This is a genomic window from Corynebacterium sp. ACRPJ (assembly GCF_022347345.1).
In the GTDB taxonomy this organism is placed as follows: Bacteria; Actinomycetota; Actinomycetes; order Mycobacteriales; family Mycobacteriaceae; genus Corynebacterium; species Corynebacterium tuberculostearicum_D.
This window is the reverse complement of the sequence record NZ_JAKRNC010000010.1, coordinates 95,842-110,280: the sequence shown is the minus strand read 5'-3', so window position 1 is coordinate 110,280 and position 14,439 is coordinate 95,842. Positions and strand designations below refer to the sequence as shown.

The 14,439-nt window shown below is 57.8% G+C and carries 13 protein-coding genes and 1 pseudogene; 8 read left to right on the top strand and 6 right to left on the bottom strand.

The features are described 5' to 3' along the window. The first annotated feature begins 157 nt into the window (after window positions 1–157). Together MHY08_RS08350 and MHY08_RS08345 are read left to right on the top strand one after the other, a co-directional pair. Entirely contained in the window at window positions 158–1,522 is a 1,365-nt protein-coding gene (locus MHY08_RS08350) for a hypothetical protein (protein WP_367398059.1), read from the top strand. A gap of 21 nt (window positions 1,523–1,543) precedes the next feature. Beyond that, complete coding sequence (locus tag MHY08_RS08345; RefSeq protein WP_239230361.1) at window positions 1,544–2,167, top strand: hypothetical protein; 624 nt, start codon at window positions 1,544–1,546, stop codon at window positions 2,165–2,167. Between the two features lie 309 nt (window positions 2,168–2,476). On the opposite strand, the gene MHY08_RS08340 is transcribed toward MHY08_RS08345, so the two are convergent. Then, window positions 2,477–3,711 (bottom strand): IS3 family transposase gene (locus MHY08_RS08340; protein ID WP_239230352.1). Its coding sequence is split into 2 segments (ribosomal slippage): window positions 2,477–3,423 and window positions 3,423–3,711, totalling 1,236 coding nucleotides; the frame shifts between segments, so codons are not numbered across the junction. A 1,098-nt stretch (window positions 3,712–4,809) separates the two neighbouring features. On the opposite strand from MHY08_RS08340, the gene MHY08_RS08335 reads away from it, so the two are divergent. Together MHY08_RS08335 and MHY08_RS08330 are read left to right on the top strand one after the other, a co-directional pair. Next, window positions 4,810–5,337: a hypothetical protein gene (locus MHY08_RS08335; protein WP_239230350.1), complete on the top strand. Its 528-nt coding sequence runs from the start codon at window positions 4,810–4,812 to the stop codon at window positions 5,335–5,337. 173 nt (window positions 5,338–5,510) lie between these two features. Then, window positions 5,511–6,191 (top strand): annotated as a pseudogene (locus tag MHY08_RS08330) (HNH endonuclease signature motif containing protein); the annotation flags it as partial. Between the two features lie 92 nt (window positions 6,192–6,283). Here MHY08_RS08330 and lepA read toward each other — a convergent pair. Continuing rightward, on the bottom strand, window positions 6,284–8,134 hold the full coding sequence (gene lepA, locus MHY08_RS08325) for a translation elongation factor 4 (RefSeq protein ID WP_239230348.1): 1,851 nt from the start codon (window positions 8,132–8,134) through the stop codon (window positions 6,284–6,286). 18 nt (window positions 8,135–8,152) lie between these two features. Between lepA and MHY08_RS08320 the strand changes: the two genes are divergently transcribed. Together MHY08_RS08320 and rpsT are read left to right on the top strand one after the other, a co-directional pair. Next, window positions 8,153–8,689 (top strand): type II toxin-antitoxin system PemK/MazF family toxin, encoded by a 537-nt coding sequence (locus MHY08_RS08320; protein WP_204611198.1) that lies wholly within the window; start codon window positions 8,153–8,155, stop codon window positions 8,687–8,689. A 271-nt stretch (window positions 8,690–8,960) separates the two neighbouring features. After that, a complete protein-coding gene (rpsT, locus tag MHY08_RS08315; RefSeq protein WP_005324114.1) occupies window positions 8,961–9,224 on the top strand; it encodes a 30S ribosomal protein S20 in 264 nt (87 codons plus the stop codon). A gap of 117 nt (window positions 9,225–9,341) precedes the next feature. On the opposite strand, the gene MHY08_RS08310 is transcribed toward rpsT, so the two are convergent. After that, complete coding sequence (locus MHY08_RS08310) at window positions 9,342–9,920, bottom strand: TetR/AcrR family transcriptional regulator (RefSeq protein WP_204611196.1); 579 nt, start codon at window positions 9,918–9,920, stop codon at window positions 9,342–9,344. A gap of 333 nt (window positions 9,921–10,253) precedes the next feature. On the opposite strand from MHY08_RS08310, the gene MHY08_RS08305 reads away from it, so the two are divergent. Next, window positions 10,254–11,096 carry a DNA adenine methylase gene (locus MHY08_RS08305; protein ID WP_239192421.1) on the top strand — a complete coding sequence of 281 codons (843 nt, stop codon included), beginning with the start codon at window positions 10,254–10,256 and terminating at the stop codon, window positions 11,094–11,096. Next, a complete protein-coding gene (locus MHY08_RS08300; protein ID WP_239230337.1) occupies window positions 11,089–12,420 on the top strand; it encodes a hypothetical protein in 1,332 nt (443 codons plus the stop codon). Before MHY08_RS08305 ends, MHY08_RS08300 begins: the two co-directional genes overlap by 8 nt. Here the strand turns inward: MHY08_RS08300 and MHY08_RS08295 are convergent. The 3 genes from MHY08_RS08295 to holA are packed head-to-tail and all read right to left on the bottom strand — an operon-like array spanning window position 12,417 to window position 14,438. Continuing rightward, window positions 12,417–13,064, bottom strand: coding sequence for a LysE family translocator (locus tag MHY08_RS08295; RefSeq protein WP_239230335.1), 648 nt, complete (start codon window positions 13,062–13,064; stop codon window positions 12,417–12,419). The two genes, MHY08_RS08300 and MHY08_RS08295, sit on opposite strands and share 4 nt — an antisense overlap. Next, window positions 13,061–13,450 carry an ankyrin repeat domain-containing protein gene (locus MHY08_RS08290; RefSeq protein ID WP_239230333.1) on the bottom strand — a complete coding sequence of 130 codons (390 nt, stop codon included), beginning with the start codon at window positions 13,448–13,450 and terminating at the stop codon, window positions 13,061–13,063. Before MHY08_RS08290 ends, MHY08_RS08295 begins: the two co-directional genes overlap by 4 nt. 10 nt (window positions 13,451–13,460) lie before the next feature. Then, a complete protein-coding gene (gene holA, locus MHY08_RS08285) occupies window positions 13,461–14,438 on the bottom strand; it encodes a DNA polymerase III subunit delta (RefSeq protein ID WP_204611191.1) in 978 nt (325 codons plus the stop codon). Window position 14,439 lies beyond the last annotated feature (1 nt).

Genomic DNA, 14,439 nt, shown 5'->3' with positions numbered 1-14,439 from the left:
AAACGAGTCTCAAGAACAGCCGGCAGACTCATGGAAGGAGCCCGAGTATCCGGCTGGAAACAAGCCATCAACCAAATGGCCGTGGCCTACCCCGACCGCTTCGACAAATACCTATAAACCCCGCCCCACACACAAACAACTTGACACGCTCAGCTCTATCCGCGCCGAGGCCCCCACCCGCCGAGTGGATACTACTCAAGATATTGCGCCTTTTGCTAACGGTGTCTACAACTACGACACCGGGGAGTTTAAGCCCTATATCCCAGACCAGACCCACCTGTTTAAGTTCGCTACTAAGTGGACCCCCGATGCCCCATTACCTGTCATTGACCAGGCAGACGACACTCAGTGGCGACCAGATGAGTGGCTTGGTTCCTTATTCAAGGATGATGCAGAGCTAGTGCTATCCATGTGGCAGGTTATAGGAGCACACATTCGCCCTTATAACAGCTTTGACCAATGGCCCACATTCTACAAGAATGAGACCATCCAAGAGCTTGGTACTACACGCCGCTGGTCCATCTCCACTAAGGACAAAATGCCCATTGATGTACCACACCTTATTACTACCGGTACGGTGCGCGGCGCGGCTATCCGGCAGGGCTACAACCAAGCATGTGTGGATTTAAACACATTAGTAGATAGCATCCCGCAGGCCGCTAACCACGCGTACTACCTCAACTCTATTGCTGACCGGGCCATCATTGTAGACATTGAAAAGACGTGCCCTAAAGATGTGGCCCCATCTCTGTTAGGCATGTTGCCGGACGCACTGTACTCGGAAACTTCTATGAGCGGCAAAGGCTACCACCTAGTTATGCCGCTACCAGAGACCTTTCATCAGTGGCCGGACGCGACAACCAGACCGGTACTCAAGCACCCTAAAGGCTGGTTCGCGCTTCTGCAGCGTCATTGGGTGACATTTACCCGCAACCCCATACCAGATGACATTGTCGCCGAATCTCGCGAGGCCGTGCGTGTGGACTGGGACACACTTTGGGCGTCATTAGCCGAAAAAGCACCCGCCCCAACTGTTGTTAACAGCTTCGATATCACCGAAGAGGACCTGTTGCCGGAGGACTACAGCGACGAAGACGCTGAAGTAGAAGACCAGATAACAGAGGTAGTCACCGCAAGTATGGAGTGGCTGGAAGAAGAGAGCCGACTACCGGACCGAGAGAACTACGGCGGAGACTGGAGTCGCTACGAGTTCGGGCGTATTGCCATCATTGTTCAGAAAGTTTTCAAAGATATTTTGTACCGCGTCATCGCGGAGAAGGGAGCTGACTATGTACAACGGGAAGACCACGGTGGGGTTCACCCAGGGACCGTCATCAGGATATCTACCCGGGTGGCCCGGGAGGTACTTGACCATCGTGACAAGCACGAGCAAGAGCGCGACGGAATGGACTTCATCGTGTGGCGCGTAACACAAAATCTAGAGTTGCAGGACCTAGACGAGCTGATAGATAAAGCACTCGCCATAGGAGATGCGACTACTACCCAAAGTGAGAACTACTAATCGAAAGGATATTCATACATCATGCCCATCCTTAACCAAAAGACCAAAGAGGCGAAAGTTACCTACCGTGAAGTTGATGGTGTCAAGGTAGATACCGAATCTAGTAACCCAGAATACAACGAGTTTATAAAAGACCTCGCTAAAACCACGCCGGACATTTTCCCGCACATTGTGGGGTGCAAAATGACTGCCCGTTATATTGCCCACCGTGTAGAAAATTTGGGAATTGTCGTAGCCACCGGCATCGAGTACGTCCATCCCTTTACGACGAACATAAACGTAGTCATGGCCCCCGTAGAAGATAACAGGGTATCTATCATCATCGCCCGAGGCTTGAACTGGGGCAACGAACTAGATGCTGAAACCGGTGAGTTATCCACCTACGACCACGCAGCTACCGTCACTATCAAAACATGGGATTGCACAGACCACTCAGCCGGCAAGACCTACTCGTCGGTTGTTCGCGAGGTGGGACACCAGCTTAACGAGGCGGTACGGACATCTAATCCGATAAGACTAAACGCGTACGGTCAGAGTGGTAGCGCCGACGTAAGAGCGGTCACCCTTGAACTGGACAATATTATCGCCAAGCTGGGTAACCGACTGCACAAGTTCTACGGCCACAAGCTAGAGCCCAAGAAGTAGCCACCAACCACCGAGGGGCGATTCCACCACCGTCGCCCTTTTATAAATCATAAATATTCATTTAGAAGTCGACCACCAAAACACTGGATTAGTCTACTCTGCAGAGTAGTTACCACAACACCGAAGACATGTAAGCGCAAGAAGAATACGAAGTCGGTATGGCAGGATACTTATACCGAGCTTGTCTTCGGGCTGCAGGGATTCACGTTCGAAGACTGGAAGGATATCTAGAGCTTTATGGCCAATATCGTATCAGTACGATAGTCCATAACCGTAGCGTCAGGAGTTGAAGTGCCCCGGGTTTTGTTCCTAGGCGTTTGCCTTGATTTCTATTATTGCTTGCGGCGGGTGCTGGTCCCAAAATTCGGTTTCCACTTCGACCGGGGTTCGGTATCCCAAGCTTTGGTGAAGCCTCGTCTCGTTCCACCATGACACCCACTCAAACGTCGCGATTTCCACCTCGACAACCTCATCCCACCTGCGAGTATGGATCAGCTCGTTTTTGTAGGAACCATTAACGTTTTCCGCCAGAGCATTGTCATAGGAATCCCCGACAGTTCCGGTGGAAGCGGCAATCCCGTGCTGGGCAAGACGCTCGTTGTAGACAACGCTGACATACTGCGCGCCGTGATCCGAATGATGAATGAGACCTGTTGTTTCCTCAGCACACACGAGCGCCTGGTTAAGAGCTTGCAGCGGCAACGCTTCGGTGCGCATGGAATCTGATAACGCCCACCCAACGATCCGTCGGGAGTAAACATCGGTGACAAACGCGGCATACACAAAGCCTTTCTTCGTGCGCACGTAGGTAATATCAGCCACCCACAGCTTGTTCGGGCCTTCGGCTTTGAATTCTCGCTCCATCAAGTCCGGGCGCAAATCCGGCCTTTGAGGTGTGCGAGTGGTCATAGGCGAGCGGCCTTTGCCTTTGCCAGAAACACCGGCCAGGCGCATTAAACGGGCAGTTTGTTCACGACCGATTTCAATTCCGTCACAATGAAGAGCATGCCACATTTTCCGCACACCGTAGATGCCGTAATTATCCCGATGGATAGCACTAATGCGTTCAACCAGCACAGCATCACGAAGGCGGCGAGCACTTACCCCACGGGCCTTGGACTGACGATACCCACGCGAGGTGATGAACCCACCAGCGCGGTTATTTTTCAACGTCTTACAGATAAACTCGACAGAGAAACGATTCCGGTATTCATCGATGAACCGGATCACTTCCGACGTTTTGGACCTGGTTCCGACGCGAAAAAAGCTGAGGCAGCCTTTAAAAGTTCATTGGTGTCGCGTAGCTCTTGATTTTCACGGCGAAGCCTCGCGTTTTTGGCGGCCAGATCTTCAGGCACGGGTTCTGGGATGTTTCCCGCACGGCGGGCCTGTTGGGTCCATTGACGGGCTGTGTGCCATGACACCCCCAGCTTTGGGGCTACTGCCTGGCACGCGGCTTGCATCGACATATTTTCCGCCAAGATGCGGTCCTCTACAAGACGGACCACACGATCCTTCGCATCCTGGTCAAATTTTCTTGGCATATTCCAGATTTTCCCATCTACTCAAACGGAACAAAACCTGGGACACTTCATATATTGATGCAATCCTTGAAGAGCAGCAACTGGATGTTGCTGCATAGATTTTAAGCCGACTAGGTCATCGAAGGCCTCGCCCCTCGGGCGGGGTCTTTTTATATGTGGGTATAAGAGAGGCGTCGGCTATGCCGACCACATGCAGGGGTTTTACCCCAAATGTGCCACTCTCTCTTATGCCCTTTATCCCCCTTGCGCCCTTAGACCGCCTACGGCGGTCCTTGGCGCGGTAAAAACGTCCGATGACGTGGGTAAATGGGTAATAAAGTACACTTTAAAAGTACCCATTTAAACGCGTCTTCGAGTATTTTAAAATTAAACCGCAGGTTTAAAACCCCTGGTCAGGGGATTTTTAAAGTATCCAATTTTTAAAATTGGAGTGCTATCGTGGCACACGATAAAAATTGGCCGGGTTGGAGCGATATCGCTGCAACCAATTTTAAAACTGCCCCTTTTGAAGGGGCTACTACCTCGTGGCTGGCACACCCCGGTGGCACTCTTGTCACCTCGCGGTGTGGCCCAAAAAATAGACCACCCGTAGGTGGCTTTGGGCTGCTAACCATGTATGGCTAGCGGGTGGTTGCTAGATGGTCGCTGTATGGTCGCTACCACACACGGACACTCTACGGTTAGTATCTGGTCAGTATCTGGTATGTACCATACACGAACCACACGTGGTCGGTATCTGGTCACTGTAAGGTCGCTACCACATACTAACCGTATATGGTCGGTACATGGTCGCTGTATGGTGAAAAAGGGTTAAGTAGCAGAATGCGTGTCCGTTCGGCGTGTCGCGGGGCGGGTACACGGTTGGTTACTTCATGGGGCCTTTTCGGACCTGCCCCCTGTTAGGTCCTAGCTACTGAAGGAGTAATTCTCCCTTCTGAAGAAACGGTAAGACAACATTAACCCAGTGTGTTAATGTAAGTATATCCTGTCAACGGGCTGCCATACGCCTGGCAATTTGGTCAGCAAAGCCCCCTTTTTCGATAAAGGGGTGAGGGACTAGCACTTAATATACGTGGATATTTTGATTGGAGAATGAGGATGCGTAAATCTCAAGCACTTGGAAGCCTTTTAGTAGCAGTGTCGTTGGTGGCAACAGGCTGCGGGGTTTCCGGAGGGCCAGAGAAAACTTTCAAAAAGGCAGCTAATGAACGCTGGGACAACCAGATGGATCTTTTTGAGATTGCTGACACGTATCAAGGCGGTGACAGCGAGAAAGCTGAAGAGTCTGCGAGGGAGTGGACAGATGACTTTAATAAATTCCAGTCAGAATACATCTGTAGAGAAGAACGCACTCCAACAGATTCAGATGAAATTTTCAAGCTCATCAAACAAATGAAGCCGAGTGAAGTTCCAAGCGAAGACGACAGAAAGGAATCTAAAGAAGCGTTCAAGGATGCACTTAAAGATTTAGAAAAGTTCGACGACTCAGACGACGAGGCTTACGTTAAGTCGGAGCATGAGGACTTCAAGGACTTTTTTGGAGTCAGCCGTGTCCATATGAAAAAAGAAGATGGGGACTGGAAAGCTTGCGATGACTCCCTGTTTCAAGGCTCTGGAATAATGTGAAAGCGACTATAATGTACCAGCTTATGGGCGTGGTCGAAATTTTGTTTTTCTAAAAGTCCGTTTTCTTCATTTACCCAGCACATACCGGGCATCGTGGTCTGTTCTTACTCACCCAGAAAGCACACCAACCCCCGACTACCACATGGGGGTGCCATTCCGATGGATTGAACACGAAAAGGGCGGCTATAAGCATCAAGACCATATATCCGCCCGATTTACCGGAAAAGGGCGTGCGGATGACGCGGCGCAAGGGAGGGCCGTCGACGCTTTCGATTACCGGTGATTCCGATTTCATTGCTGACCTGCACGCCAGCATCAATGAGGAGAAACCTCTCGATTCCGTGGAGAATATCTTCTTCCGCGGCGGAGCTACGGCACGGCCTGCCGCGACGACGAATATCATCATCCAACTCGATGAGTTGGATGAAATCTTAGGTGGTGGAGGCGAGGAGATCACGCTGCGTCTGACCAATGGTGCCGAAATCAGCGGCGCCAAGCTGGTGGAAAAGCGCCTGGCCGAAAGCGGGCTCGTCACGCTTGTCCATCCTTATGAGGGGCCGGTGAACCTGTATCGCACCTCGCGGCAGGCCTCGGATAAGCAACGGCTGATGGCGAGTGCGGAAAACCCCACCTGCCCGTGGGCCGAGTGCAATTATCCGGCGGATAAGTGCCAGATTCATCACCTGCAGGCGTGGAAGCACGGCGGCGAGACCAATATGGCAAACCTCAGCGTGGCGTGTCCGTATCACAACGGCGTGAACGACGACGATCCGCACGCGCCCCCGGTGCGCGGCCGCCTCGAGCGGCGGCAGGGCCGAATAGTCTGGGTCCCGCCCTGGGCCGGGTCGACCTAGTTACACGCTTTGGGCACTCAGGCCGCCGCTTCACCTGACCTCGCAACCACGCCGTGGCTGCGAGGCGGGTGCGGCATGCGTGAAGTGGTGTTTTAATCTTCGGCGTCGGTAGACAGCGCGGCCACAAAAGCCTCCTGCGGCACCGAGACGGAGCCCAGCGTCTTCATGCGCTTTTTGCCGGCCTTCTGCTTTTCCAGCAGCTTGCGCTTACGGGAGATATCGCCGCCGTAGCACTTGGCCAGCACGTCCTTGCGCATAGCGCGGATGTTTTCGCGGGCGATGATCTTCGAGCCGATGGCCGCCTGGACGGGCACCTCGAACTGCTGGCGCGGGATGAGTTCCTTGAGCTTTTTGGTCATCTTATTGCCGTACCACTGGGCGGAATCGCGGTGGACGATGGCAGAGAAGGCATCGACTGGGTCGCCATTGAGCAAGATGTCGACCTTTACCAGGTCCGCGAGCTGCTCGCCGGCCTCCTCATAGTTCAGCGAAGCGTAGCCCTTGGTGCGGGACTTGAGCATATCGAAGAAATCAAAGATGATTTCGCCGAGCGGCATGGTGTAGCGCAGCTCCACGCGGTCCTCGGAAAGGTAGTCCATGCCGCCCATCTGGCCGCGCTTGGACTGGCAGAGTTCCATGGTGGGGCCGACGAACTGCTCAGGCACGATGACGGTCATCTTCACCACGGGCTCATAGACCTCGTTGAGCTTTCCTTCCGGCCAGTCAGACGGGTTGTGGACCCACTTTTCCTCGCCGTCTTCGGCCACCACGCGGTAGGTTACCGATGGCGCGGTGGAAATCAGGTCGAGGCCGAACTCGCGCTCCAAGCGGTCGCGGGTAATTTCCATATGCAACAAACCCAAGAAGCCGCAGCGGAAACCAAAGCCGAGGGCGACGGAGGTTTCGGGCTCGAAGGTTAAGGAGGCGTCGTTAAGCTGCAGCTTTTCCAACGCATCGCGCAGGTCCGGGAAATCGGCCTGGGAAATGGGGAAAAGGCCGGAGTAGACCATCGGGTCCGGGTCCTTGTATCCCTTAAGTGGGGTTTCGGCGCCGCCGTTAGACCAGGTGACGGTATCGCCCACCTTGGTCTCGCGGACGTCCTTTACGCCGGTAATGAGGTAGCCCACCTCGCCAGGACCCAAGCCCTCACACTTTTGCATCGTGGGCGAAACGATGCCGATTTCCAGCAGCTCATGGTTGGCGTTGGTCGACATCATGGTGACCTTCTGGCGCGGGGTGAGCTTGCCGTCCACCATGCGGATATAGGTCACCACGCCGCGGTAGGTGTCATAGACGGAGTCAAAAATCATGGCGCGGGCCGGCGCATCGGCGTCGAATTCAGAAGATGGCGGCGGGACTAGCTCGCAGACCTTGTCCAGCAGCTCGACGACGCCCTCGCCGGTCTTGCCCGACACGCGCAGCACCTCTTCCGGCTCGCAGCCGATGATATTGGCGATTTCCAGCGCGTATTTTTCCGGGTCGGCGGCCGGCAGGTCGATTTTATTGAGGACCGGGATGATTTCCAGGTCGTTTTCCATCGCCAGGTAGAGGTTGGCGAGGGTTTGGGCTTCGATGCCCTGGGCGGCGTCGACAAGCAGGATAGCGCCCTCACACGCCTCGAGCGCGCGGGAGACCTCGTAGGTAAAGTCCACGTGGCCGGGGGTGTCGATCATCTGCATGACAATCTGCTCCCCCTGCGCGGTGCCGGACTGGGGCACCCACGGCAGGCGCACATTCTGCGCCTTAATGGTGATGCCGCGCTCGCGCTCGATGTCCATATTATCGAGGAACTGGTCACGCATATCGCGCTCCGCAACCACCTTGGATAGCTGCAGGATGCGGTCCGCCAGCGTCGACTTGCCGTGGTCGATGTGAGCAATAATGCAGAAGTTTCGGATTCGGGCGGGATCCGTAAACGTCGTGGCCGCAAAGTTTTCAGACATACGTCTACAATAGTCGACATGAAAAGCGCCATGCTCACCCGTCTGCGCCAAGCGCTGGGAATCAGCGAGCGCGAGCCAATAGACACCGGCCTGAGCCGCATTAATTCCCGGTTGGGGCTGGATAGGTCGGATGAGTTCCACGGGCCGCGCAAGGCCGCCGATATCCAGGTAGAGGCCACTGCCTCCCACCCCCGGTCCATATTTTTCACCCCCGATATGGACGGCCAGGCCGACTCCGGCGAGGTGGTCTGGGTGTGGGTACCGGCCGAAGGTAAGCAGGCACCACCGCGCGAGCGCGCCATTTTGGTCGTCGGCCGCACCCGCACCACGGTAATGGGCTTGCTTATCTCCCCCAACCCAAAGCATGCGCTTGACGACGCCTGGCTGGAAATCGGTTCCGGCGAATGGGACGAATCCGGGTGCGATTGCTGGGTGCGCCTCGACCGCCTGCTCGAGGTATCCGAGGAGCAGGTGCGCCGGCAAGGCACGCTTTTTCCGGAACGCAGATTCGAACGAATCGCGAATAGGTTGCGGGCGCGCTACCACTGGGCCTAGCCGCCGCGCGGCCGGTGGCTAGGGAGCCAGCGGGCCGGGAGCCAGAGACCTGGGAGACGGCTGTCGCGGGGAGGGTTTTGGCAGGTCGGGTTCGGTACTGCTATTGTGTGTTGGTTACTTACTTGCCGGGCGCGTTGGTCGGGGCGGGCAGGACCTTGGGTTCGCTCTTCGAATACCAGCGCCGAGCGCGCCAGTAATTGCTGGCCGCGGGAGTAGTCCGAGTAGGTCGGTTTCTACGTCAATCACTTTCGATTACTAAGAGGTATTTTTCATGGCAAATATCAAGTCCAAGCAGAAACGCGTTATCACCAACGAGAAGGCACGTCAGCGCAACAAGTCCGTTCGCTCCGCCGTCCGTACCGAGATCCGCAAGTTCCGCGAGACCGTTGCCGCTGGCGACAAGGCTGCTGCTGAGAAGCAGCTGCGCGTGGCATCCCGCGCCCTGGACAAGTCCGTGTCCAAGGGTGTCTTCCACCGCAACACCGCAGCCAACAAGAAGTCCGGCATGGCTTCCGCGTTCAACAAGATGGACTAAGAGCCATTGCACAGATCATCCCCCGGTCGCGCTCTACGGAGCGCGCCGGGGGATTTTCTTAGCTTATTTTGGCCGGCGGAACCGGCAGGTAGGGCCGGTAAGACTTAGGCGGGGCGCTTAGGCCAGTTCATCGTTGAAGTAGTCTTCGAAGATGGCGCCGGCGTTGTGGAAGGCGTCGGCAAGCGAAGTGCCGCCACGGGTTTCCACGAAGGTCTCAAAGGCGGTCAGGAACTGGGTGTGGATGATGTTGACGGTCGGCGTAAGACGCGGATCGGAGGACTTCCAACCTTCGCGAGCCTGCACCGCCTGGCGGACGCGCTGAATGATGCGGCTATTGCGCTGGCAGTACAGGGCGCGCAGCTTCGTATCCTTAGCCAACGCCTGGGCCGTGAGCTGGGAAATTTCGGGGAAGAACTCATCGCCTACGGCACGATTGAATACGGTCATGGCCATGATTTTGGAATCTTCGCGCAGGCTTCCGGTGGGCAATCCCGCGGCGAAATTTTGGAATTGGTTCTCCACTTCCTCCGACATTTCGGAGCCTAAAACTGCCGATTCTTTGTCTTTTATGTAATTAAAAAGCGTACGGCGGGAAACGCCCACTTTGTGAGCGAGCTCCTCCATGGTGAACCCGTCATAACCATTCTCGATGACGAGGTTGAGCGCAGCGACTCGGATTTTTGATATACGCGGCATGAATGCCCCTTTCTGTCCCGACGCTCTTCAAGCTTCAGTATCTTTTCTTTCTCCCTAAGAAATTGTGAGGAAATTCTATTTTGCCTACAAGCTAAGGGATTTTGAGGCGATTTTATTACCTTATATTCGGTCAGAGAAACTGCCATGCACACCAGGGGAATTCCCCGCCGACACGGCTGCGCATTTTCGCCCGTCATGGCACCATTAGGCGAAACTGTGACGTTGGACAACCAAGATGGCGCCGCCGCGCGGCCACGCATCCGATTTACCCGCTCGCACGTTCGAAAACCCGATGGTGCTTGTGTCCGGTGGGACGGCTAAGATGAGTCAACGATGAAAAACGTTAAGCCACTGGTGAAATGGGCGGGCGGGAAGCGCCAGCTCTTGCCGCATATCCACGCCGCCCTGCCGGCGGAGGCCCCGCGGCGTTATTACGAACCCTTCATCGGTGGCGGCGCGGTGCTTTTCTCTCTGGAGCCGGCCAGCGCACGGGTCAACGATCTCAATAGTGAGCTCATCAACCTCTATGAGGTGGTGCGTGGCGGCGTCGATGAGCTCATTGAGGAGCTCGCGGGCTACCCCAATGACGCAGAGTTTTTCTATGCGCTGCGCGCAGTGGACCGGGATGCCCACAAGTTTGCCGCCCTCTCCCCCGTCGAGCGCGCGGCACGAACGTTGTATCTCAACCGCACCTGCTATAACGGCCTGTACCGCGTGAACGCGGCCGGTCAATTTAATGCCCCGTTCGGGCGTTATAAGAATCCCACCATCTGCGATGAAGACACGCTGCGCGCGGTGCACCGCTATTTTGCGGATAATGATGTGGCCTTCTCGCAGGGTGATTTCGCCGCGGCGGTAGCACAGGCGCGCGAGGGGGACTTTGTGTACTTCGACCCGCCCTATGACCCGGTGAATGTGACGAGCTCGTTTACCGGCTACCAGAAGGGCGGCTTTGACCGTGCGGAACAAGAGCGTCTCAAAGAGGTCTGCGATGACTTGGATAGGCGCGGGGTGAAGTTCCTGTTGTCTAATTCGGCCACCGAGTTCATCCGCGAGCTCTATGCGGACTATGAAGTAGGCATCGTGGGGGCAACGCGGGCGATTAATTCCGTTGGTTCGAAGCGGGGCAAGGTCGACGAGGTCCTGGTGCGCAACTACGAGGTCCGCGGTGACTAGCGGGCCGGAAGCGCAGGAGCTGCGGGCGCGCTTTGGTGTGCCGGAAACGGTGAAGCTCGGCGTCAATGACTGGGGCTGGCTGCGCATCCTGGCGTCGGGATACGACGCGGAGCTGGAGCGGCGCGGGTATTTCTATATTGGCGCGCGGGAGCTAGAACGGCTCTCGGGCCGGCAGCCGCGGCTGATGGCCAAGCATGATTTTTCTACGTCGCGGCCCTGGATTTTTCAGCGTCTCCAGCTGGGAATCGTACCGGTCAGCCGCAGCGAATATCTGGTGGGGCGATTCAACCTCTACGAACGGTTTCCAGAAACCCAGCGCGGCGAGGTACGCACGCTGGAGTTGCCGGCGGGGCTGGACACCCTCTCGTTGGAGGGGGTGAGCTCGGAGGCGGTGGCGTTAAATGGGGCGTCGGCAAGCGGGATGCTAGAGGACTTCTTGGGCTGCGGGCCATTGCAGGCGACGGTGGCCGGGCGCATGTCCACGCGCGGGCTTAAGGTGCGGCTGCCGGACTTGGGCGTGGATGTGGCGGTGGACCGCGCGCAGATGGAGATCGACGGCGGCTTCGAATCGCTCGAGCACCTGGTGCTGGTGGAGGCGAAGAACCACCTTTCGGATGATTTCAATATCCGGCAGCTATATTTTCCGTATCGCCGGTTCCAGCAGCGCCTGGCCAAGGATGTCGTGCCGGTTTACCTGGTGTACTCCAATGGTATTTTCCACCTGTACCGCTATGAATTTCGGGACCCGGCGGATTTTCGCAGCATTGCGCTGGTCGATAGCGCCCGCTACGCGCTGTCCGCCTCGACTCTGGATGCGCAGGCGGCGCTCGATATTGTGCGGGCGGTAGAGCCCGAACCCGAGCCAGCCGTGCCGTTCCCGCAAGCTAATAGCTTCGAGCGGGTGGTCAACCTGCTGGAGCTCATCGCCCTGCAGCCGCTAAGCAAGGCGGAGATTACCCAGCGCTATGATTTCGACCCGCGGCAGGCGGATTATTATGCCAATGCCGCGCGCTACCTGGGCCTGGCGGAGCCGGTGAAGGAAGCGTGGGAGCCGACGGAGCACGGGCGGCGGGTTATCGAGCAACCGCAGCGTGACGCCCGGAATGCGGCGCTCATACGAGCGCTGGCGGCGCGGCGGGTTTTCCGCGAAGTCCTAGAGCTCAGCCTGGCCCGCGGCGCGGTGGCTAGCACCGCAGAGATTTGTGCGGCCATGGAGGGGCTGGGCCTGAGCTTGGCGACGTCCCGGCGGCGCGCATCCACCGTCGCCCGCTGGACCCAGTGGGTGCTGGACACGGTGGCAGAGGGCACGCCGCGCCTGTTTTAGGCCAGCAGGTTCTGCCCGCCGGAGATGATGAGGACGATGCCGGCGATGATAAAGAAGAGGCCAGAGCCGATGTCGATCCACGGGCCGGCGGCGATGAGCTTGCGGCGCACGGCATGGGTGGAAATTACCGTGGCGACGACGAGGAAGAAGAGGAAGGCCGACAGCGAGAGCGAAAGTGTCAGCGCAATGGCCAACCAGATGGGTGGGCTAGCCGGAAGCAGCGGGGCGATCATCGCGGCGAGGAAGAGCACGATTTTCGGGTTGGACATATTCGTGGCCAGGCCGACCTTGAAGGCGGTGCGCAGGCGGCCGAGCTGGGCGGCGGCGTCTTCCAGATCCACGGGCGGGTTGGCGCGCTGGGCGATGCCGCTGCGCAGCGCGCGGGTTCCCATAAACACTAAGAAGCAGCCGCCGATGGCCTGGACCGCGCCGAGGATTTCTGGAAAGGCGGTCAGCAGCGCGGCGGCGCCAAAGACGGTGGCGGCGCACCAGAAAAGCACACCGATCTGGATGCCGGCGGCCGCGGCAATGGCGTGGCGGCGCGAGCGGGTGGCGTAGCGGGTCACCAAAATGATGTCCGGCCCCGGCGAGGCGACGCCCACCAGGTTCATCAGCAAGAGGGTGAAAAAGGATGTCCAGGTCACTCCCCCGCCTCGCTTTCGAGGCGGGGGATAAGGTCCTCGCGGCCGAACAGCCGGGCAGAATCCAGCGCGGAAGGCTGGCCGGCGGTGGGGTCGGCGTGGGCGGCAAGGAGGGCGTCGATAACCGCGTCTTCCTTCTTGAAGATGGCACCGGCCAGCGGGGACTGGCCGCGGTCATTGAGTAGGTTGACGTCTGCGCCGGCGCGGGCAAGTGCGGTAACCAGCTCGGCGTGGCTGTGATAGGCGGCGAGCATGATAAAGGACTGGCCTTCGTGGTTGACGAGGTCGATATTCACGCCGTGGTCGATATAGGCGAGGAGGTCCAGGTTGCCCTCGCGCGCCATGTCAAAGAGTCGACCGGCGAATTCTTGCACTTGCGTTTCAGACATGGTTTCTAGCTTATCGCGCCAGTTCCGCGACGCGTTTGACGGCCGCCTCTAGGGCGAATTCGGGCTCACCGCCTTGGCCTTTGACGGCGGCATCGAGCTCGGAGACGAGGATGACGGCCTTGGTGACATTATCGGCGGACCAGCGGCGGGCCACCGGCTGGGTCATCTTGACCACGTAGGGTGCCAGGCCGGTTTGGCTCGCCAGCGAATATTGGTCCCCGCGCGCGGAGTAAAGGCGGGCGACGGCGCCGACCTTATTGGCCAGCGCGGCGGCAATCGCCACGGGGCTCGCGCCCAGCTGGAGGGCTCGGCGGCAGGTGGATACGGCGGCTTCGACGCGGCCGGCGACGGCGGCGTCGGCAATGTCCCAATTGGCCACCTCGGCCACGCCGACGTAGTAGTTTTGCACCGCTTCGCGGGTAACGTTGCCGCCGGTATCGGAGACCAGCTGAGAAATGGCCGAGGCCAGCTCGCGCAGGTCAGAGCCCACGCCTTCGAGCACGGCGTGGATAACGTCCGGGGTGGGTCGCACGCCGTGGCTGGAAAATTCGCGGGTGGCCCACTGGCCCAGCTCATTGGGGTAGAGCGAAAAGACCTCGTGGACCTCCGCAATCTTGCGCAGCTTGGCCACGAGCTCGGGCTGCTTCTTCTTTTTCTTCAGCGTCTTGGCCGTCACGGAGTAGATGATGACCATGGTCATGCCCGGCGCGGGGTTGGCACAGGCGCGCAGGAGGATATCGACTACTTCTTTGCCGGCACGCTCGCAGTCGCTGATGACGATTACGCGGTTATCGCCAAAGAGCGACGGGCTGGTGGCCTCGAGGAGCTCTCCCTCAGAGACCTCGGAGGCCTTGAGCTTGGTCAGCTCGGGCCGGGTGCCGGAAGATCCGCTCTCCTCGGCCGCGGCGCGCTGAATGTGCAGGCGGGCGCGTTCGGTGAGGAATTCATCGTCGCCGAGGATGAGGTGTACTGGAGGCATGCCCGCCATT